This window comes from Candidatus Zixiibacteriota bacterium, from assembly GCA_020853795.1.
Taxonomy (GTDB): domain Bacteria; phylum Zixibacteria; class MSB-5A5; order CAIYYT01; family CAIYYT01; genus JADJGC01.
This window is the reverse complement of record JADYYF010000104.1, coordinates 1-19592: the sequence shown is the minus strand read 5'-3', so window position 1 is coordinate 19592 and position 19592 is coordinate 1. Positions and strand designations below refer to the sequence as shown.

Genomic DNA, 19592 nt, shown 5'->3' with positions numbered 1-19592 from the left:
TGGTCGTCCGAGAATTCCCAGGCGGGTCAATTGCCTTCCGGTGTCTATCTGTATCGTGTGACCGCCGGCGACAAGTCCGTGTCGCGTAAGATGATATTGCTGAAATAGACACCGCTGCTGAGCCGATTTTTACGAGGATGTCGTGACCGACATCCTCTTTTTTTGGAGGCGATTGGTGCACCCATACCGTCGGCGACTTCTTCTTTTCAAACTGCTTGCGCACCAAAAGGAATTTTAGTAAATCGACAGCCGCGTGAATGCGCTGCCGCCCGGCGCGGGCGAGTATGGCAAGGAAGAAGTAGTGTCAGGATTCATCAATCTCTTGGCGGAAAACCCGCTCCTGCTGCTGTTTACAGTCATTGGCCTGGGCTATCTCATCGGCAATATCAAAGTTTTCGGTTTTAATCTCGGCATTGCCGCCGTCCTGTTCGTCGGCATTGCCTTCGGCGCGATGGACCGGCGACTGGCGCTGCCGGAATACATTTACATCATCGGGCTCGTGATGTTTGTCTACCCGTTGGGACTGCAGGCGGGTCCGGGGTTTTTCTCCTCGTTTCAAAAACGCGGGGTCCGTTTCAGTCTGATTGCCGTTGGCGTTTTGACCCTCGGCGCGGTCGTAGCGGCTCTGCTGGGAAACATCATGGGGATGTCGGCGCCAAGCATCGCCGGACTATTCTGCGGCGCGTTGACCAACACGCCGGCTCTGGCAGCGGCGGTCGAGGCGGTGAAAAACCTGTCGGGGAGCTATCCGCCGGAGTTGACAGAGCTGTACATGCAGAGCCCGGTCGTGACCTATGGTCTGGCTTACCCGTTCGGCGTGTTCGGCGTTATCTTATGGCTATACGTATTTTCGAAGATCTTCAAAGTTGATTACCACAAGGAGGCAAGCGACCGCAGTAGCAACGACGAAGCCGAGGCCATTGTCACGCAGACCTACAAGATCACCAATCCCGCCGTCAACAATAAGAGCTCCGGCGAGGCGCTGGAATTACTCGGTAATCCCGGCTTCACCCTGAGCCGCGTCAAGCGTGGGGACGAGGTCCTGATCGTCCAGCCGCAGACGGTGCTTAAACTCCACGACTTGGTTGTTGCCGTTGGCCCGCCCTCAGCGCTCGAGCGCGCCCTGGTTTTGTTTGGCGAGAAGAGCGAGGAATTGGTCGCTCAACGTCGCGACGATACCAGCTACGTTCTGCTCTTCGTATCCAATAAGGCAATCGTTGGGAAGAGCATCCGCGAGCTGCGCGAACAAACGCCGTTTCCCGGCGCGATTACGCGCATTCGCCGTGCCGGCTTTGAATTTGTGCCGCAGCCGGAGACCGTCCTTGAAGTCGGCGATCGTATCATGGTCGTTGTCGAGCGACATCAAGAGGAGCGCGTCACCAAGTTCTTCGGCAACTCCGTGCAGGCGCTGTCAGAAACCGACTATCTCTCGCTCTCCCTCGGGATCGTGCTGGGTGTGTTCGTCGGCATGATTCCATTTCCATTGCCCGGCGGCGGTGCCTTCAAGCTGGGTTTCGCCGGGGGTCCACTGGTAGTCGGTCTCATTCTGGGTCGGCTGGAGCGCACCGGTCCCATCCAGTGGGGCCTGCCGCACGCCGCCAATCTGGTGTTGCGCCAGATCGGGTTGGTATTCTTCCTCGCGGCGATTGGTACCAAGGCCGGTTACGGATTTGGCGAGACGTTTCAAGCCGGATCGTGGGCGCTGTTCCTCGCCGGCGGCCTGATCACAACGGTGGTCACGATCGCTACGATTCTGATCGGTTATCGCTACCTCAAATTGCCGATGCTGGGCGTCATGGGCATGATGTCGGGTATTCAGACTCAGCCGGCATGCCTGGCCTATGCCAACCAACAGGCGGAAAGCGATCTGCCAAACGTCTGGTATGCGACAGTGCAACCGGCCTCGATGATTGCCAAGATCATGCTGGCACAGATAATCGTCACGACTCTGATCCTCTGAGGACTACCCCCGATCCGCTCTCATTGATGGAATTCTCAATTCTTCAAGCCGGGCTGCTGTTTCTGGCAGCTTTGATCGCCGGATGGATCGATGCCATTGCCGGCGGTGGCGGCATGATCACGCTGCCATCGCTTCTGGCGGTCGGACTACCGCCACACCTGGCCCTGGGAACGAACAAGCTGCAGTCGACGTTTGGAAGTTTCACGGCTACCTACAGCCATGTGCGCCGGGGAGTCGTCAATTTGCGCGACGCGGTCTGGGGGATTGTCGCCACCGGAGTCGGCGCCGGACTTGGTGCACTGGTCGTCCAGAAGCTGAAATCCGAGCTGCTCGAAGCGGTCATCCCGTTTCTGCTGCTCGGTCTCGTGATCTATTTCGTGTTGTCGCCGCGTCTGGGCGAGCGCGATTCCGTCGCCAAGATGAAGCCGATTCCTTTCTTTGTCGGTTTCGGACTACTGATCGGGTTCTACGACGGCTTCTTCGGGCCCGGGACCGGCTCGTTTTGGGCGATGTCCTTTGTGATGATTCTCGGCTTCAACCTCGTCAAGGCGACCGGCTACACGAAGCTGATGAACTTCGTTTCCAACATCATGTCTTTGCTCGCTTTCGCCATCGGTGGCCATGTTGCGCTTGCGATCGGTCTGCTGATGGGAATCGGGCAGATGATTGGGGCGTATATCGGCTCCCACCTCGTCATCACTCGCGGCGCCAAGTTCGTTCGTCCGATTCTGGTCGCAGTCGTCCTGCTCACAACAGCTAAGCTGTTGTATGACAACTTTAAGTAGCGCTCGGAACCCATTGTTCTATAGCGTGTTATAGGCTGTGAGGTCAGGATTCGAATGAAGAATAGCACTCAAAAAATGAACTAACTTGCTCGATGATTGGTATTGATAGTAATATGCCACAACGAGCCAAGATCTTCATTAGTCAAATCATTGCCGTATCGGCGCTTCTGGCGCTTTGGCCCGCATCGATGACGGCGTCATCGAGCGTCGTTCGTGACCATGCTGAGGTCACGCTGGTTTGCGATCGCGAGGCGATTGCCCCGGGCGATACCTTCACCATTGGTCTGCGCTTGAAGCTTGAGCCGGAATGGCACGTCTACTGGACGAATCCAGGCGATGCCGGCTTGGCGCCGCGGCTGAATTGGACGCTCCCGAGCGGTTTCTCCGCCGAGCCACTTGAATTTCCAGTGCCCAAGCGAATCCCGGCCGGCCCCTTGATGAGTTTCGGTTACGATGGCGAGGTGGTCTTCCTCTCGCAGATCATCGCGGCGCCCGACATTGCAGCCGGCGAACGTGCGAAAATCCGTGCCGACGTTGACTGGCTGGTATGCAAAGTGGAGTGCATCCCCGGCGAAGCCGTGCTTGGTCTGGATTTACCGGTCAAGAGTACCGCGATGGTCAACGATGAATGGCGGTCCCGCTTTGTTGAAATCAGAGAGAAGTTGCCGACTACCAGCAAGGATTGGGATATTGCGGTCAGGCTCTTGCCCAATGAACTTGAACTGTCGGCGACTCGCCGGTCGGCCTCCGCGACTGCGCCGCGGGCGCTGCACCTCTTTCCCGAGCGCAAGGGTATCATTGACAACGCAGCGCGGCAGGATTTCTCCGCAACGGCGGACGGCTTCACCCTGCGCGTGTCCAAAAACAAGATGTTCCTCGACTCCTTGACCGAGTTGCGCGGTTTGCTTGTTGCCGATGCAGACTGGCTCGGCGCGGGGCGAAAAGCTCTCCAATTCGTCGCGCCGGTAACGATGGCCACCGACTCACTACCGGTCGTCGCTTCCGTCGATCTTCCGATTTGGCAGGTGCTGCTGTTTGCGTTTGTCGGCGGACTCATTCTGAATCTAATGCCCTGCGTGTTGCCGGTGCTGTCAATCAAAGCTCTCGGCTTCATCGAGCAGGCCAACCAATCGCGCAATTCAATCGCCGCACACAACCTGCTGTTCTTGCTGGGAGTGCTGGTATCCTTCTGGACTTTGGCGGCACTGCTCATGATACTGCAGGCTGGCGGGGAACACTTGGGCTGGGGCTTTCAGCTTCAGTCGCCCACTTTCCTGGTTGTTTTGTCGGCCTTTATGTTCTTGATCGGACTGAATCTCTTTGGCGTCTTCGAAGTCGGCACTTCGCTCACCGGAATCGGCAACTCGAGGTCAGCGGGGCGAATCGGCTCTTTTATCACCGGCGTGACAACGACGATTGTCGCCACGCCCTGCACCGCGCCATTTATGGGTACTGCCCTGGGCTTCGCGTTGACGCAACCGGCCATGATCTCATTGGCGGTGTTCACGGCGCTGGGGCTGGGTATGGCGGCGCCTTACATCATCGTCACCAGTTCACCGGCTCTCCTGAAATTCGTGCCCAAGCCGGGACGCTGGATGGAGACCTTGAAACAAGCGATGGGCTTCCTGCTGATGGCTACGGTTGTCTGGCTGGCATGGGTTCTGGGAATTCAAGCCGGCGCGACGGCGGTAGCGCTCCTTCTGGTGGCACTGCTCACTTGTTCTGTCGCCGCGTGGATTCTTGGGCGGTGGGGAAGTCTGGCAGTGGAGATGCGTCCGCGCCGCATTGCGCAAATCAGCGCGGCCTTGGTCATCATCGCCGGATTGGTAGGAGTCTCCGGAAATCTGCCGTCGGCCCAGGCTGCGGCTGTTTCCGCCGGTTCCGAGGCTGGGATTCAATGGGAACCGTTCTCGCCGCAGCGGGTAGCACAACTACGTCAGGAAGGGCGTCCGCTGCTGATCGATTTCACTGCGGCCTGGTGCCTGAGTTGCAAAGTGAATGAGCAGGTGGCCTTCGGCTCCGGCCAGGTTCAGAAGCGGATTGACGAGCTGGATCTGGTGGCGTTGAAAGCAGATTGGACGGCGCGCGACGCAACGATCACCCGCGCGCTTGCAGAATTCGGCCGCAACAGCGTGCCGCTCTATGTGCTATATCCGGGCAATCAGGGTGCACCGATCGTGCTCCCGGAATTGTTGACGCCCGGAATCGTGCTTGAAGCACTCGCTAAGATTGAAGGTTAAGCAGGGTCAATCGTTCCCCCCACGCGATTGACGCCGGACTGGTCAAGTGGGAATGAAAGGAAGACAACATGAGAAGACTAACGAAGATCGGAATCGTGTCGCTCGTGCTGGCGCTGATAGCGGGTCTGGCCGCGATTGCGCAGACCGGGACACAGGATGTCGCGATCGGCGGTGTTGCCATTGATCAGCCCGCGCCCGACTTTACGCTTAAGGACCTCGACGGCAAGGAGTACAAGCTGTCCTCGTTCAAGGGCAAGTATGTCGTGCTCGAGTGGGTCAACTTCGATTGCCCGTTCGTGAAGAAACATTACTCCAGCGGCAACATGCAAGCGCTGCAGGCCGAGGCGACCAAGAAGGGCGTCATCTGGCTTTCGATCTGCTCCTCGGCGCCGGGTAAGCAAGGCCACTTTCCGATCGCCGACTTGAAGAAGCGCATCGCGACCGAGAAAGCCGTACCGACCGCCTACCTGATCGACGAGAATGGCGTGGTCGGCAAACTCTACGGCGCCAAAACGACACCGCATATGTTTGTCATTGACTCGATCGGCAAGCTGCGCTATGCCGGTGCCATCGATGACATGCCATCGACCAAGGTTGATGACATTCCGAAGGCCACCAATTATGTGCGAGCGGCCCTGGACGCCGTGACCAACGGTCGTGCGGTTGCCGTGAAGTCACAGACGCCTTACGGCTGCGCCGTCAAGTTCTAAGTGCTCTATGCCGGCCGGGGCGGCGAGTGACCGTTCCGGCCGCTTGCTTTTCTCATAAAAATGTGGACATTGACGCACGTTGACCGGTGAACCGGCACAGATGGAGGAACCAATCATGCGCAAGACACTTCTGGCAGCCGCGGCAATTCTGTTGTTGGCGGCGACGGGACAGGGCGCGACAAGGACGTTTGGGGTACACGGCATTGGGCCGCGCGTCGGTTTAAGCATCGACCCGGACCAGGTACATTTCGGCGGCCATCTGGATTTGGGCGATCTGGCGCCGCAATTGATGGTGTTCCCCAATGTCGAAGTCGGCATTGGCGACGATCTGACCATCGTCTCGCCGATGTTTGAACTGGATTACCGCTTCCGCGAAGACTGGGGAAGCTGGAATCCGTATCTCGGCGGCAGCATCGGCCCCGTGTTCGTCTCCGCCGACCGCGGCCGCGATGACACGGAGTTGGGACTGACGCTGCAGGGCGGGATCGCTCGCCGCATGACCTCGAATTCGGGTTTTATGTTTCTCGAGTTCAAATTGGGGCTGGCCGACTACCCGGATTTCCGCTTCACGCTGGGATGGTGTTTCGGCAGTAAGTAATAAGCGCCGACGAACAGGAGTCGGTGTTGGGCAAGCTATTTCGGGTTCTGGCGATAAGCCAGGACCCGAACTTTTTCCAGCGTGATCAGGCCTTCCTTGACAATCCCGTCGAGAAGCCCCAGGAACGCTGAAATCTTCTCCGGGGCATCGACAATCTCGATCACCATGGGCAAATCTTCCGACAAGCGCAGGACCTTGGCGGTGTGGATTCGGCTATTGGCGCCGAAACCGAGCGTCCCGCGCAACACGGTCGCGCCGGCCAGGCCCTCCCGGCGGGCGATCTCAACGATCGCCTCGTAAAGCGGCTTGCCGTCAAGACGATCGCTTTCGCCGATAAAAATCCGCAGCAGTTCGGCTTCCTTAGGTAGTTGCATAGCGTCCTCTTACAATGAGCGCCCGAGATACAGGCCGAGAATCAGCGCCGCAATTCCCAGAACGACCTGGCCGCCGAGATTCAGCGCAGCCAGCAGCCATTCAGAATCGCGCAGCAGTTCCTGGGATTCAAAAACGAGCGTGGAAAAAGTCGTAAACGAGCCAACGAACCCCACCAACAGGATCGTCCTCAGTTCGCCGCTGATCAGCAATCGCTCCTCCGCGAGCGGCCAGAGCAGTCCAAAGACAAAACATCCAAGCACGTTGACCACGAAGGTGCCGGCCGGGAAGACACCGCCATAGAAACGAAAGACCAGGCCGCTCAAGGCAAACCGCGAAACCGCCCCCAGAGCACCCGCCAGAGCGAGCATGCCGATCTTCACGACGAGACTCATGATCGCTTCCCGATAAATTCCCGTCGCGCAAACAGCAGAATCGAAGCACAAATCAGACAAAGGGCCCAGAGTAAATAGTAAGCGCAGGCCTTCAGCATCGGCGCCACGCCCGGCAAGTCCGCGCTCATTACCTGCGCAAAGGAGAAGCCCAGGTCGCGCTCGACTGAGATGAGCTTGATGCCCTTGCCGATGACCGGCCAGAGACCGCGCGGCAATTCCGCCAGTTGCGCACCCAGCGCACTGACGATGAAATAAATCACGCCGAACACCGTGGCCAATAGCGGTCCCGAAAAGTTGGAGAAAAACAGCCCGATGGCAAAGGTTGAGATCCAGGAGAATATCGTCTGCAGCAGAAAGAGCAAGGTTGCCGCCGGTATCGGAAACCGCAAGAAGATCAAATGAAACAGCGCATAGATCGCCAACGCGACTGCCAGGAACGCCAGCAAGGCATAGAAGGAGCCGAGGATCTTGCCCATCAGAATCTCGACGCGCGAGAGCGGGCGTGCCGCGAACGTCAGCATCGTACCGTCCCGGTAATCCTGACGCCAGGTGGTTACGCCCAGGATAAGTGCGGCGATGTGACCCAGCCCAATCAGGAACTGGAAGAATCCGGCGGCGGTCTCGCTGCCGAGATTCACGCCGGACATGGCCGCCATCACAATCACCGGCAGCAGCGTGACCAGTGCCAGGAAGCCGCTGACGATCACAAACGCCCAGATGATCTTGGAGGAGCGTAATTTCTGCAGGCGATGCGCGGCGAGTCTATGAATCATGCCGCTCGCCTCCTTGCACCAGTTCCAGGAACTTGCCGAGCAAACTGGCCCGCACCGGCGCCACCGAAATGATATCCGCGCCGGCCGCGAGGATACTTGACAGGGCTGAATCCTTGCTCTCGCGATTCTTGCAGATCACTACGGTGGTCTCATTCTCGGATGTTACCTCGCCGAGCTGGGCCAGGTGCTCCGCCAGCGGTTGCTCTCCGCCGCGGTAGACGATGCGCGAAGATGTGACTCCCGTATCGAGCAGATTCGCGAGCCGGTCGAACGCCAGCAGTTGCCCCTGATTGATGATCGCCACCGAATCGGCGATGTCTTCAATGTCCGAAAGGATGTGTGTCGACAAGAATATCGTCTTGCCTTCGGCTCGCAGTCGGACCAGCAATTCCTTGATCCTGGCCTTGGCGATCGGATCCATCCCGGAGGTCGGCTCGTCGAGCACCAGCACCTGCGGATCGGCGATCAACGCCTGCGCCAGCCCGATCTTCTGCGTCATGCCTTTGGAATAGTTGCGAATGCGAACCTTGCCGGCTTCCGGCATCTCCAGGAACTGCAGTAGTTCCGGGACATACGCGGCGACTTTGTCCTTGTCGGCGCCGCCGAGCGCGCCGAAGAGCTGTAAGAAGTCAGAGCCGGCGAGAAAGCCGTCAAAATTGAAAATCTCCGGCAGGAATCCGACCGGACGCCGGGCCTCCGGATTGCGCGTGTCGATGCCGAGAATCTGCGAATGCCCGGACGTTGGATCCAGGAAGTCCATCAAGATGTGCATGGCGGTTGTTTTGCCGGCGCCATTCGGTCCCAAAAATCCGCAGATATCACCCTGGGGCACCTCAAAGCTGATCCCCTTGAGCGCCTCTTTGCGATTGCCGCGCTCGCGGTAGGTCTTGGCAACATCGACAAAACGAATGGCAGGAATCACTGTTTGCCTCCGAACTGGAAGCGAACTTCACCCGTCGGGCCGATCCGCTTGGACAGCTCAACCAGATCGTCAAGCATGCCGACCAGATCGCCCGGCTGGTAGCCCTCGACCGTATTAAGGATCTTGCCGTCCGGGAGAAGGATCACCGTCAGCGGCAGGGAAGTGATCTGGAAGCGATTCATAAACTCGCCGCGCGGGTGGCGGGCGAACGGCTGGCGGAAGTCATCATACGCAACCGCAGAGCGGATCGTCTCCAGCGAATCAGCCACATTGACCCAGTAGAATTGAATCAGTGAATCATATTTGCCGGAGGACTGAAGTCCGGCAGCGTCCGCCAGAAGTTTCATGCTGCGCTCCGAACCGGCGGCCCAAAAGACCAGACACGAGTACTTGCCGCTGCTGTCGGGCAACGTCGCTACTCTACCGTCGTTCATTTCGAATTCCAGTCCGCGCGAGACGGACTGGCGCGGTACCTTGGACTTCGCTTCACCGATGATGAAATAGTTCCACGCCAGCAAGCCGACGGCGCTCGCGATCATGGTGTACAGGTAGGCCCGGGTCGGAATTTTGCGCCAGAAAGTCATTTCAACGAGATTGTTGTAGTTTGATCCGCGCGAGCACGATGCCAAGGCCGTACGTGATGATCCCGAAGCAAAGGCCAAGCGCCACGATCGACACCGCGGCGACCTTTTTCAGTTTCTCAACTGCCTGGTAAACGCCGTCCGAATGCAGTAGCGCCGTGATGAAGTCGTTCTCGGTCGTCACTTCGCGCACATTGATCATCGTCAGCACCGCATACGCGATCCCCAACGCAACCAGCGGCATCAAAATTCCCATGAACTTGTAAAGCCGGTCGATGATTGACTCCTTTCGTTGCCGAATCAAGGTTATGCGAAATGGCGGTCTTGTACAATCAAAAAACTCTCACGGGTGCCCGGCCAAGACCTGTGGTCAACGCCGAGTCTTCTGCAAATACGCAAGCTGCGAACTGGATCAGAAGAATTGCGATTTTGCCATGTACAGCGAGATGTGACCCGTCTGTGGATTGAGGGCGAGGTCGATGCGTCCGATCCGGCCCAGCCATTGCTGAATCGCTCCGCGCAGACCGATGCCGATGGACCAGTAGGGATCGCGGAATGCGGTTGAAGCGGTGCGCCAGCGTCCCCAGACTGCGCCGTAATCCGCAAACACCGCCAACTGACTGTAAAAGGTGTGTCGATCCAGCACCTGCAACCGGATCTCCGCATTGCCGAAAAGCAGTTGATCGCCGCGTTCGATCTTGTCGGCAAACCCCCGAACATTGGACTCGCCGGAGATTGCAAACGGCGGCACCCGCTCGTCGGACGAAGAGGTTTGATACGAGCCGCGCAGGCCGAAGTTGAACGGGTGCATGATCCAGAGCTTGCGCGCGGTGAGGGAATAGCGCCATTTGTTGAAGCGGCCCTCGGGCAACTCATCGATCATCGTGAAATCGTGACTGACATCCTGTCCCGTATACAAATAGTGGTCGTAGTAGACGCGGCCGAGGACGACACCGAGCCCGATGAAGTAACGGGGGTGGTCGATGGAGGCGATGAAGTCGTTGATCGTCGTCTGGCCGTCGCGCATGGTCCAGTTCTCGCGATCGTAGCCGCCGGAAATACGCGGGTAGACATTTTCGTGCAATCGATGCCCGACACTCACCGCAATCGATTTGTTGAGATAGTCGTAGTCGGCAGATTCACCGAGCCGGCCCAACGGCTGAATTTCGCGTTGGTCGGTCAGGGACAATCCCAGGGACAGGTCCTTCCCAAAGGCTCGCGGCGCAATCAAGTAGAAGAACCCGGAGTTCTTGCCTTCGTAGCGCCGGTACAGGATTCGGGGCTGGACGAAGTAGCCCAGGAAGTTCTTGTCCGCGACACCCACCGACCAGTCGATCTTGCCGTCCGTGGTGCGTAGCGACAACAAAGGCTCGATTGTCCACACCTCACGCAGCGAGAACACCAAATCGACGGAATCGCCGCGGTCCTCGACGAGCGGTTTGACACGCGAGAAAATTCCGAAACTCTCGATGCGTTGGCGATCGCGATCCAGCTGCGCCGGGTCCAGAGGGGCGCCGACGTCACTGTCGATCTCGCGCTTGAGGATGTAGCGGCGTAACTTGAATTTGCCTTCAAACCGAATGCTGGCAATCGGCTTGCCGGCACAATCAGAAGCCGGCGGCTGACCGTTGGCGGATGCAACCGCAAGCCCCGTGATCGTCAGTGCAACTAAGAAGATAGAGGTCGGAAAGCGCTGGCGCGTCATGAAGCGTACGGAATCTCTCTCATCACGAACGTCCGGGTATAACCGCAAAGTGACACTATCGTCGGGTCGGTCTAAACGGCTGATTTACAGAAATTTAACAATTCTGGACGCGAAAAGTTGTAAAATATGTGTAGGCAGGTACCGATAATTGAAAATAGGGAGGTAACAGACAATTATGCCAGCGCCCAACAACGACTCGAAAGTGCTCATCGTCGACGACTTCGGCGATACCGCCAAGATCCTTGTCGAAATGTTCGACCATCTGCGCGTTGCCACCGACAGCGCCAACACCCCCGAGCAGGCATTCAGTAAGGTTAACGAGCATCGATACCAGCTCGTGATTGCCGATTCCCGCATGCCCAAGGTGGACGGCGTCAGCCTGCTCAAACAGATTCGGCGCAGCAGCCCCGGCACCAAGGTCGCGGTGATGTCGACCTTTGATTCTGGAAATACGCACAAGATTTCGGTCGCTGACGGCATCGACTATTATCTGCCCAAGCCGATCAAGTTGAAGCATCTCCAGGAAATGCTCGACGAACTGTCGTTGAAGCTGTAGCACCGCCTGATCAACAACACACCAATACACCGCCTTCCCGTAATGGCCGAGATTGATGCCATTGGCATTGCGCCTCCACCTGCACCCGCGCCAAGGCGCCGCCTCGCCTGAAAATGGTCTTGCCGAATTGGTAAAATGATGTATACTAAGTATTGTTACCTCCGGGTCTCATTGGGAGAATACTGCAAAGAGCTTCTTGCTAACGACCGAAAAAGAAAAGTAACATCGCGAGCCGGCGCCCGGTCGTCGCGCTCCGGCGAGGTCTTAGCATGTTCGGAATCCTGCGACAGCTTTATATCTTTGGATTAGTCCTCGCGATCGGCAGCGCGGCCGTCGCGGAATCGATTACCGCTCGCATTGCGGCGCCCCGGGGCGTTGAGCCGGGAAGTCTGATCGACGTGCGGATCCTGATGTCCTCGCCGCGTCAATTGGGTGGCGTCGATTTTACGATTCGGTATAACGACAGCCTCTTCAGCTTCATTTCCGTCGAGCAGGACACGGGACTGGACAACTGGGAGCTGTTCCAGGCGGCACATGACGCTGCCAAAAACACCGTCAATATCTTCTGCATCGCCGACATTGCCAACGGTCCCATCATGCCTGACTCCGTCGATTTCTACCCCAAGGGGTCGATTGCCAAGTTCACGTTCTTCGTGGCGCCTAACTGGCTCGACAGCAGCCGGCAGGTCTTCTCGTTCTATTGGGGACTCTGCGGCGACAACGCCGTCGCCAACAAGCGCGGCGATACCTTAATTGTGCTCAACCGCGTCCGCGACGACGACGGAACCCTTTTGTGGGTTGAACCCGACAATATCAATTATCCCGAAAGCAACCGCATCCCTGACCTCGGCATGCCCGACAGTTGTCTGGTTGCCGCCGACCGCATCCTCTTTGCGGTCGATCTGCAATTCGGCGCGGCCGCGAACTATGCGATTTGCGGCGATACCAACGCCGACGATCAGATCAATATCTCCGACGCCGTGCTCCTGATCAATTACGTCTTCGCCGGTGGGGCGGAACCGAATCCGCTAACCGTCGGCGATACCGACTGCAACGGGCAAGTCTCGATTTCCGACGCCGTTTTGCTGATAAACTTCATCTTTGCCGGAGGCGCCGGGCCGTGCGCTTCGTGTCCGTGAGCGCGCGGGTCGCTATCGATAACTGAACCTGGGCGCCCATTGGTTGGCGCCACGCGCCAGTAAATCGAACAATGGCCAAACCGCGCAGAAATCGTCGCCGGGACCAAAATAGGTGTAGGCCACTCGGTAGATCTTGCCGTCAGGATTCTTGAAGAATGTCGACACGCCCGGCCAAGGCGCGCCCTGATCGCCCTCAAAGTCCAGATCCTTGCCGAAGCTGGTTCCGGCATGGGAGTAGATCGGAAACCTCCAGCGGCGGCCGCGGGCGAATTCGCGCATGACCATCGGCGGGTCGGGCGAGACGACGGCAAATGCGCAGCGATCCGCCAGGTGGGGGTACAGCCCGTTGAAACCGTCGGCCCACATCGTACAGTAGGGACAGCGCGTGCCCATGTTGTGAATCAGAATCAACTCATCCGATTTTCCGAACAAGCGGGAAAGCTTGATCTTCTTGCCGCCGCCTGTAGTGAATTCGTAATCCGCGACCGGCCGCGGCCGCAGTTGCTGCCGCAGGAGGATCAGCCGCCGTTTGTCTTTCTGAATTTGCTTCTCCAACCGATCGACGTCGCGTTTGGTAGGCGGGGATTTCTTCGTTGCCATAGCAAGACCTCCTCATAACTCCTTTGCGTTTGCTCCGAGTATAGTCAAATCCATCTCATCGGAAAAGCAGTGTGCCGCACTAATTGAGTTGGCGAAGCCGGCAGGCTTTGCGATATTGCCGCCGGAGAATCGATGGCCCAATCCCCGATCGATGCACAAGCGCAGACTTCGTTCGGAAGCCAACTCGAACTGCTCGCGGGAGCAGTGTTGATTAGCTTCTCCGCCGTGTTTGTTCGGCTGGCGGCCGTGGGGCCTTCGGTGGCAGGGTTCTATCGCATGGCTTTCGGCGGCGTGCTGCTGCTCGCCATCGTCCTGATCAGCCGCACCAAGATCTGGCACGGCTGGCGCGACTTCAGTTTGGCCGCGCTGGCCGGGTTGTTTTTTGCCGGCGACCTAACGTTTTGGCATCGCAGCATCGGCTACGTCGGGCCGGGGCTGGCCACCATCCTTGCCAATTTCCAGGTCTTCTTCGTCACGATCTTCGCGATTGTCATTCTCAAGGAACGACCCGGCTGGCGGATCTACGTCGCTGTGCCGCTTGCTCTGATCGGCCTCTTCTTGCTGGTTGGCACCCGTTGGCAGGAGCTGGGAGAATCGTACCAACTCGGCGTGATTCTGGGATTGGTGACGGCACAATTCTACGCCGCCTATGTCTTGACCTTGCGCAAGCTCCAATCGCGCTCCGGCGGAGCTTCCTCAATGGCGAGCACCATGATCTCCTCGTTCGTTACCGCGGCCGCCACCGGCGTGATCGCGCTGATCGTTGGCGAGAGCTTCCACATCGCCGAGACCGACAGCCTGTTGTGGTTGATCCTCTACGGCATTTGCGGGCAGGTCCTGGGCTGGGTGCTGATTACCCGCAGCATCAAGCACATCGCCGCGGCCCGGGTATCGCTGACCTTGCTGTTGCAGCCGACGCTGTCGTTTGTCTGGGACTTAATCTTCTTCAATCGCCCGACCCGGGCGATTGAAGTCGTCGGCGCTCTGGTGGCCTTGGCCGCGATCTACCTGGGTTCGGCCAATCCGCGACTCAAAAAAACGTGATTGACAGGTCAGCCCTGCGGATCATTAACTTGGAGTGATGATAGCTATGATCGGTCGCTGCTCCGCCACTCTCTTCATCCTCATGGCGGTTACCATGCTCGCGTGTTCCGATGAGGGCACCAAGTCGAAGAACAGCCCGCCGGAACGTCCGCACGATCCGGTGCCGGCCGATGGCGCCGCCGCCCAGGCGGCCTACCTTACGTTGATGTGGCAGTGCCTCGACCCGGAGAACGATATTCTCTTTTTTGACGTCCTGATCGATACGGTAAATCCGCCGGTCAGAAAATTGCCGCAACTGCGCGAAGTTCGGGAAGTGGAGGTTGCCGTGAGTCAGGGTCGCCAGTATTTCTGGCGCGTGCTGGCTCTCGATACCGCGGGGAACACCGACATCTCGCCCGTGTGGAGCTTTCGTACCGGCACATTTACCGACGGCTGGTCTACCGGCGCACCGCTTCAGACCGCACGCATCGGCGCAATGGGGGCTGCAGTTGGCGGCAAGATCTACGTCTTCGGCGGAATCGGCTTCGAAGGGTATTTGGGTTCATCCGAAGAATACAATCCATCCACGGATTCCTGGCGCTACGTCGCCAACCTGGCCACGGCGCGTGCCTATGGCGCGGCTGTCACGTTGGGCGGACAGATCTACGTCATCGGCGGTACACCCGCGGGATCGCTGGTTGATTGCTACGATCCCGATACCGACACTTGGAAACCGGCGGCGCCACTGCCCACACCGCGCTCCCGCTTCGCTGCCGACACCGCCAACGGACGCATCTACGTCTTCGGCGGCTACGAGAACGATCTGCCGATTCTGGAGTACGATCCATCGGCAGACCACTGGCAAGCCGTCGCCTCGCTGACATCTCCCCGCAACGGATTCTCGGCCACCACTCTTGCCGGCAAGATCTATCTGATTGGCGGTTCGTCCGCAACCCAACCGTGGCTCGATCGCTGCGATCGCTTTGATCCGGTCACGCACGGCATGGGACCGCGTGCGGCGATTCCGAGCTTTCGCCGCGACCACCGCGCGGTGACGCTCGATGATCTCATCTATGTCACCGGTGGCTTCAACGCGATCACCGTACATAGGTTTTTTGCCTCGCTGGAAGTCTATGATCCGGTCACTGACACGTGGCGTACGAAGAGCTCGATGACATCGCCTCGACACGATCATGTTGCCGTTGCCCTGGATGGCCTGATTTACTGCATCGGCGGCCTCACCGACGCTGCCCCGGACATCTTAAATAGTGTAGAAGTTTATAGCCCGATACAGGATCCATGAAGAAACCACGCAAAACCACAACGCCAACCGGCGCGGGTCAGTCTCGCCCCTGGCACGCGGCTGAGCGCCATCTGGCCAGGACCGACAAGCGGTTGGCCCGGGTCATCCGCGCCATCGGGCCTTGTGACCTGACTCCGTCGCGCGGAGGCTTTGAATTCCTGGCGCGCTCGATTGTGTTTCAGCAATTGTCACTCAAGGCAGCCGGGACGATCTTTCGTCGACTGAAAGATCTTCTGGGTGGTCGTGTCACTGCGAAACGGATGCTGGAATTATCGCCGGCGCAGATGCGTACCGCCGGGATTTCACGCCAGAAAGCAACTTATCTGCACGATCTGGCCCAGAAAGTGATCTCGCGCGAGCTGCCCATCACGAGGCTCCCGCGACTTTCCGATGAGCGGGTGCGCGCTGCCATCACCAGCGTGAACGGGCTGGGTGCCTGGAGCGCCGACATGTACTTGATCTTCGTGTTGAATCGCCCCAATGTCCTGCCCACCCTCGATGTCGGCGTGCGTAACGGTGTCGAGCTGGTTTACGGCACGCGACCGGATGCTGAGCAGTTCGCGGCGCTGCAGCAACTCTGGGCACCGTACTGCTCGATCGCGTGCTGGTACCTGTGGGCGGAGAAGAATCGCCGCATGTCCCGGACCCGGCAGCGCCAATGAGATCTTCGGAGACGACCCCTCCGCCGCGCGCGCTGGTTAGCGGCGCCACTTCCGGGATCGGCCGTGCCTTGACCTTGCGCTTGGCAACCGCCGGCTATCGCGTCGCCGCCATTGGCCGCCGCAGCGATCGTCTGGACGAACTCACGATCCGCTTTCCCGATGCGATTGTCACACGCGTGGTTGATCTACGTGATCACGCAGCTCTTCCCAAAATCCTCGATCAACTTGTGAGCGAATTGGGCGGGCTCGATCTGTGCGTGATCAATGCCGGCGTTGACCACCGCAATCCGGAGTTGCTGCCGGAACCGGAAATTGAGACCGTCGATGTGAATGTCAAGGCCTTTGTCATCATGGCAGTCTGGGCGGCGGATCTCTTCAAGCGGCAGCGGAGTGGTCACATCGTCGGCATGAGTTCGGTGGCCGCATTCTGGGGCAACGGCCGGACGCTGGCCTATAATGCCTCCAAGGCGTTCGAGCTGCGTTATCTCGAAGGCCTGCACAACAATCTCGCCGGCCTCGAAGTCTGGGTTACCGACGTCCGCCCCGGCTTTGTCGCAACCGAGATGACGGCCGGACGCAACGACATGTTTTGGGTATCGTCACCCGAAAAAGCCGCAGAGCAGATCTATCGCGCGATCTTGAAGCGCAAGCGCGTTGTCTATGTCACGCGGCGATGGCGGTTTATTGCCTGGCTGATGCGCTTGTCGCCCTATCAACTCTACCGCCGCTTGACGGTCAAAAGCTGAACTGAATTCACAGAAGGAATAGAGAGTCTGGAGGAAAGCTCAATGGCAACCTACATCATCCTGAGCAAGCTGGGTCCGCACGCATTTGACACACCCGATGGCCTACGCGGCATCGCGACAATGGTGCGCGATAAGCTGAGGGTCGAATGCCCGAAAGCGAAATGGGTCCAAAGCTACGGCTGCATGGGCAGCTATGATGTCGTCGACATTGTGGAATCGGATGACCCCCAGCAGATTGAAAGGGCAGTGATGATTATCCGCGCCCTCGGACGATCCACCACCGAGACGCTTCTGGCAACTCCGTGGGACGAATTTCTCAAAGCACTGTAAAGCCATGAAGCACGAAGCCTGCGGACTTACGCCCGCAGGCTCGTTGGGTGAGTGGAGGGATTATGACCAAACCCGCAAAAGGGGGGTGTTCGGATAAAGGCCGTCAGCCGGCTGCGCGTTCCTTGGAGCAGATACGAAGTGAACCAACTGATCTCCTTTACATTGATTCAGACGCAAGGAGGGGGATTTTGTTTAATCCTCGACCGTATAATTCCTGAGGTCGGAAGCGGCAGCATCACTGTCGCGGCGCGGCGACCAAAACCGTTGACAATTAACGATTTTGTGGTATCATTACAAGGTGTCCGCGGTTTTCGCGGCTTTTTTGTCGAGGTACAATAAGATCCCAATGTTACGAAGGCTTTTCGTTTGCGCGGTCTTGGTGCTGGCCGGCCTCTGGTCGAATTCGGCTTTGGCGGTCGGTCCCCAATCGCCGCATACTTACACCGCTGCCGACGGAATTGTCGGCAAGATCACCGAGTTCCTGGTCGTGCCGGACAACGATACCGTCGGCGCCATGACCGACTACCGGCTCAAGTTCATTCTCGACGACGACTCGCTGCCGTCAGGAGCGATGCTCGAACTCGATTTTCCGGCCTATTTTGACGTCAGTGAAATCGACTCCATCGTCTGCTCGAACAACGACGGCGATAGCAGCCAGATGAGCGTCGTCAGCTACGAGTTGGAGGGCCTCCACCTTTCCGTCCGGCTCGATTCCGTCGAGAACCACCCCGAGCCCGGAACTCAGATTACGCTTACAATTTACGGTCTTGTCAGCGCAACGACCGCGGATTCCTACCAGGTGCTCCTGGCAGTGGTCCGCAGCGATGGTCAATTGGTGGCGTTGCCGCGATTGTCGGAGCCGTTCACCCTGAAGCCGGCGCCGCTCTCTCAGTTTGCGATTTCACCGAAGGGGCTTCAGCAGATTCATGCCGGCGAGTCGATCGTCTATTCCGTGAGCCGAAAGGATCAGTACGGGAACATCGTCCCGGGCGGGCCGGTGACCTGGGGCGTGATCGGTTCGGCGGGGACTCTCCAGGGCAACACCTTCGTCGCGCAGTTTGTCGGCGCTGCGAAAGTGTTCGCCTCCTATCAGACCTTCGCCGATACCACAGCCTACATTTATGTGCTTCCCGGCGATCTCTCCTATTTTGACCTGACCGGCGGAGCCGACAGCGCCGTTGCCGGCCAGTTCTGGAAGGCGGGCGCGGATGACATCGTGGTCACCGCTCGCGATCTCTACGGCAACGTCTGCACGGACTTCGACGGCGCTGTCTATTTCAATGCCAGCGATCCCACCGCGACTCTGCCTTACACCTCGGCGTCGCGATATACTTTCACCGTCGACGATCAAGGCGTGCGCATCTTCCCGGGCAACGGCTTTCGCTTTACCAAGGCCGGGCGGCACATGTTGTCGCTGATGATGAACGGGGAAGAGAAGAAGTCGATCTATCCGATTGCGATCATCGCGGCCGCGCCGACCAGCTATAACTTGAACGTTCCCACCTCTGCGGTTGCCGGCACTGACTTTCAGGTGCAAATTAGCGGCGCGATTGATGCGTTCGGCAACTCCGTCTCCGGGCGTACCGATATCTCGTTGCAGTCCGGTTCAGGCGCATCGCCTTCCGGCGTTTTGCCGTCTTTACCGTCGTTCTATGTGCAAAACGGCTTCGGCAGCGGCACTACCCGGCTGGTCAAGACCGGAAATACCACACTCGTAATTAGTCTGAGCGGCGTCATCAGTGTTCGTACTGTCGCGGTTGCGCCGGCGGCCACGGCGCGTTTTCGCTTTGAGATGGATCCCACCCAACCGATCAATCAACCCTTTGTCGGCAAAGCCCGGCTCACGGCACTCGATGCCTACGAAAACGTCGCCGTCGGCTTCAGCGCCTTCACCGACACCGTGAGGATTACATCCGATGGCGCCGGCACGATGTATAGCGACGTCCTCGGCGCACCGGATGCGTTTCTCGCCGGCATTTGCGACTTAACCCGCTTCGGAACACGTTACGACGGTCTCGAGAGTTTCGTCCGCTTCACGGCAACCTCCAAGAGTGGTATCACGGGACAATCTCCGGAAGTCGGTCTATCGTTGCTGAAGATTACCCGCGGAGAATTTGCGCAAGAGTATCGCTATCTGGGCGAGCAATATAGCTTCAGCCTGACCATCGCCAATTTCGGTACCCAGCCGGCTA

The 19592-nt window shown here is 58.4% G+C and carries 22 protein-coding genes; 14 read left to right on the top strand and 8 right to left on the bottom strand.

Annotated elements, in window-relative coordinates:
• The 6 genes from IT585_07980 to IT585_07955 all read left to right on the top strand — a co-directional run.
• A partial coding sequence (locus tag IT585_07980) for a T9SS type A sorting domain-containing protein (protein MCC6963175.1) occupies window positions 1-108 on the top strand: 108 nt, incomplete at its 5' end.
• A 145-nt stretch (window positions 109-253) separates the two neighbouring features.
• Window positions 254-1960 (top strand): transporter, encoded by a 1707-nt coding sequence (locus tag IT585_07975; GenBank protein ID MCC6963174.1) that lies wholly within the window; start codon window positions 254-256, stop codon window positions 1958-1960.
• A gap of 26 nt (window positions 1961-1986) precedes the next feature.
• The gene (locus tag IT585_07970) at window positions 1987-2745 is read left to right on the top strand and encodes a TSUP family transporter (protein MCC6963173.1); all 759 of its coding nucleotides are present in this window, start codon (window positions 1987-1989) and stop codon (window positions 2743-2745) included.
• Between the two features lie 113 nt (window positions 2746-2858).
• Window positions 2859-4985: a thioredoxin family protein gene (locus IT585_07965; protein ID MCC6963172.1), complete on the top strand. Its 2127-nt coding sequence runs from the start codon at window positions 2859-2861 to the stop codon at window positions 4983-4985.
• 68 nt (window positions 4986-5053) lie between these two features.
• Complete coding sequence (locus tag IT585_07960) at window positions 5054-5695, top strand: thioredoxin family protein (GenBank protein MCC6963171.1); 642 nt, start codon at window positions 5054-5056, stop codon at window positions 5693-5695.
• 115 nt (window positions 5696-5810) lie between these two features.
• Window positions 5811-6293, top strand: coding sequence for a hypothetical protein (locus IT585_07955; protein ID MCC6963170.1), 483 nt, complete (start codon window positions 5811-5813; stop codon window positions 6291-6293).
• A 35-nt stretch (window positions 6294-6328) separates the two neighbouring features.
• Here the strand turns inward: IT585_07955 and IT585_07950 are convergent, their stop codons facing one another.
• The 7 genes from IT585_07950 to IT585_07920 all read right to left on the bottom strand — a co-directional run bounded on the left by IT585_07950 (window position 6329) and on the right by IT585_07920 (window position 11041).
• Window positions 6329-6667, bottom strand: coding sequence for a DUF190 domain-containing protein (locus IT585_07950; protein ID MCC6963169.1), 339 nt, complete (start codon window positions 6665-6667; stop codon window positions 6329-6331).
• 9 nt (window positions 6668-6676) lie between these two features.
• Entirely contained in the window at window positions 6677-7060 is a 384-nt protein-coding gene (locus IT585_07945; protein MCC6963168.1) for a CrcB family protein, read from the bottom strand.
• Window positions 7057-7833 carry an ABC transporter permease gene (locus IT585_07940; GenBank protein MCC6963167.1) on the bottom strand — a complete coding sequence of 259 codons (777 nt, stop codon included), beginning with the start codon at window positions 7831-7833 and terminating at the stop codon, window positions 7057-7059. Before IT585_07940 ends, IT585_07945 begins: the two co-directional genes overlap by 4 nt.
• Window positions 7823-8755: an ABC transporter ATP-binding protein gene (locus tag IT585_07935; GenBank protein MCC6963166.1), complete on the bottom strand. Its 933-nt coding sequence runs from the start codon at window positions 8753-8755 to the stop codon at window positions 7823-7825. The genes IT585_07940 and IT585_07935 overlap by 11 nt, the downstream gene beginning before the upstream one ends.
• Window positions 8752-9339, bottom strand: coding sequence for a hypothetical protein (locus IT585_07930; protein MCC6963165.1), 588 nt, complete (start codon window positions 9337-9339; stop codon window positions 8752-8754). Before IT585_07930 ends, IT585_07935 begins: the two co-directional genes overlap by 4 nt.
• A gap of 1 nt (window position 9340) precedes the next feature.
• Window positions 9341-9640 carry a hypothetical protein gene (locus IT585_07925; protein ID MCC6963164.1) on the bottom strand — a complete coding sequence of 100 codons (300 nt, stop codon included), beginning with the start codon at window positions 9638-9640 and terminating at the stop codon, window positions 9341-9343.
• A gap of 108 nt (window positions 9641-9748) precedes the next feature.
• Window positions 9749-11041, bottom strand: coding sequence for a BamA/TamA family outer membrane protein (locus IT585_07920; protein MCC6963163.1), 1293 nt, complete (start codon window positions 11039-11041; stop codon window positions 9749-9751).
• A gap of 175 nt (window positions 11042-11216) precedes the next feature.
• On the opposite strand from IT585_07920, the gene IT585_07915 reads away from it, so the two are divergent.
• Both IT585_07915 and IT585_07910 read left to right on the top strand, forming a co-directional pair.
• Complete coding sequence (locus tag IT585_07915) at window positions 11217-11597, top strand: response regulator (protein MCC6963162.1); 381 nt, start codon at window positions 11217-11219, stop codon at window positions 11595-11597.
• Between the two features lie 269 nt (window positions 11598-11866).
• Window positions 11867-12736 (top strand): hypothetical protein, encoded by an 870-nt coding sequence (locus tag IT585_07910; GenBank protein ID MCC6963161.1) that lies wholly within the window; start codon window positions 11867-11869, stop codon window positions 12734-12736.
• A gap of 12 nt (window positions 12737-12748) precedes the next feature.
• On the opposite strand, the gene IT585_07905 is transcribed toward IT585_07910, so the two are convergent.
• On the bottom strand, window positions 12749-13336 hold the full coding sequence (locus tag IT585_07905; protein MCC6963160.1) for a DUF899 family protein: 588 nt from the start codon (window positions 13334-13336) through the stop codon (window positions 12749-12751).
• A gap of 132 nt (window positions 13337-13468) precedes the next feature.
• On the opposite strand from IT585_07905, the gene IT585_07900 reads away from it, so the two are divergent.
• The 6 genes from IT585_07900 to IT585_07875 all read left to right on the top strand — a co-directional run.
• Complete coding sequence (locus IT585_07900; protein ID MCC6963159.1) at window positions 13469-14380, top strand: DMT family transporter; 912 nt, start codon at window positions 13469-13471, stop codon at window positions 14378-14380.
• A 46-nt stretch (window positions 14381-14426) separates the two neighbouring features.
• On the top strand, window positions 14427-15662 hold the full coding sequence (locus IT585_07895; protein ID MCC6963158.1) for a hypothetical protein: 1236 nt from the start codon (window positions 14427-14429) through the stop codon (window positions 15660-15662).
• A complete protein-coding gene (locus tag IT585_07890; protein ID MCC6963157.1) occupies window positions 15659-16324 on the top strand; it encodes a DNA-3-methyladenine glycosylase 2 family protein in 666 nt (221 codons plus the stop codon). Before IT585_07895 ends, IT585_07890 begins: the two co-directional genes overlap by 4 nt.
• Entirely contained in the window at window positions 16321-17070 is a 750-nt protein-coding gene (locus IT585_07885) for an SDR family NAD(P)-dependent oxidoreductase (GenBank protein MCC6963156.1), read from the top strand. Before IT585_07890 ends, IT585_07885 begins: the two co-directional genes overlap by 4 nt.
• Window positions 17071-17112: 42 nt before the next feature.
• Entirely contained in the window at window positions 17113-17400 is a 288-nt protein-coding gene (locus tag IT585_07880; protein MCC6963155.1) for a GYD domain-containing protein, read from the top strand.
• A gap of 346 nt (window positions 17401-17746) precedes the next feature.
• Window positions 17747-19592: hypothetical protein (locus tag IT585_07875; GenBank protein MCC6963154.1), on the top strand; the 1846-nt coding region annotated here is incomplete at its 3' end.

Coding starts and splice junctions, on each gene's coding strand:
- IT585_07945 (MCC6963168.1), bottom strand. CDS start 7,060: ATGAGTCTCGTCGTGAAGATCGGCATGCTCGCTCTGGCGGGTGCTCTG.
- IT585_07965 (MCC6963172.1), top strand. CDS start 2,859: ATGCCACAACGAGCCAAGATCTTCATTAGTCAAATCATTGCCGTATCG.
- IT585_07890 (MCC6963157.1), top strand. CDS start 15,659: ATGAAGAAACCACGCAAAACCACAACGCCAACCGGCGCGGGTCAGTCT.
- IT585_07880 (MCC6963155.1), top strand. CDS start 17,113: ATGGCAACCTACATCATCCTGAGCAAGCTGGGTCCGCACGCATTTGAC.
- IT585_07970 (MCC6963173.1), top strand. CDS start 1,987: ATGGAATTCTCAATTCTTCAAGCCGGGCTGCTGTTTCTGGCAGCTTTG.
- IT585_07905 (MCC6963160.1), bottom strand. CDS start 13,336: ATGGCAACGAAGAAATCCCCGCCTACCAAACGCGACGTCGATCGGTTG.
- IT585_07885 (MCC6963156.1), top strand. CDS start 16,321: ATGAGATCTTCGGAGACGACCCCTCCGCCGCGCGCGCTGGTTAGCGGC.
- IT585_07960 (MCC6963171.1), top strand. CDS start 5,054: ATGAGAAGACTAACGAAGATCGGAATCGTGTCGCTCGTGCTGGCGCTG.
- IT585_07915 (MCC6963162.1), top strand. CDS start 11,217: ATGCCAGCGCCCAACAACGACTCGAAAGTGCTCATCGTCGACGACTTC.
- IT585_07940 (MCC6963167.1), bottom strand. CDS start 7,833: ATGATTCATAGACTCGCCGCGCATCGCCTGCAGAAATTACGCTCCTCC.
- IT585_07955 (MCC6963170.1), top strand. CDS start 5,811: ATGCGCAAGACACTTCTGGCAGCCGCGGCAATTCTGTTGTTGGCGGCG.
- IT585_07920 (MCC6963163.1), bottom strand. CDS start 11,041: ATGACGCGCCAGCGCTTTCCGACCTCTATCTTCTTAGTTGCACTGACG.
- IT585_07895 (MCC6963158.1), top strand. CDS start 14,427: ATGATCGGTCGCTGCTCCGCCACTCTCTTCATCCTCATGGCGGTTACC.
- IT585_07950 (MCC6963169.1), bottom strand. CDS start 6,667: ATGCAACTACCTAAGGAAGCCGAACTGCTGCGGATTTTTATCGGCGAA.
- IT585_07930 (MCC6963165.1), bottom strand. CDS start 9,339: ATGACTTTCTGGCGCAAAATTCCGACCCGGGCCTACCTGTACACCATG.
- IT585_07910 (MCC6963161.1), top strand. CDS start 11,867: ATGTTCGGAATCCTGCGACAGCTTTATATCTTTGGATTAGTCCTCGCG.
- IT585_07900 (MCC6963159.1), top strand. CDS start 13,469: ATGGCCCAATCCCCGATCGATGCACAAGCGCAGACTTCGTTCGGAAGC.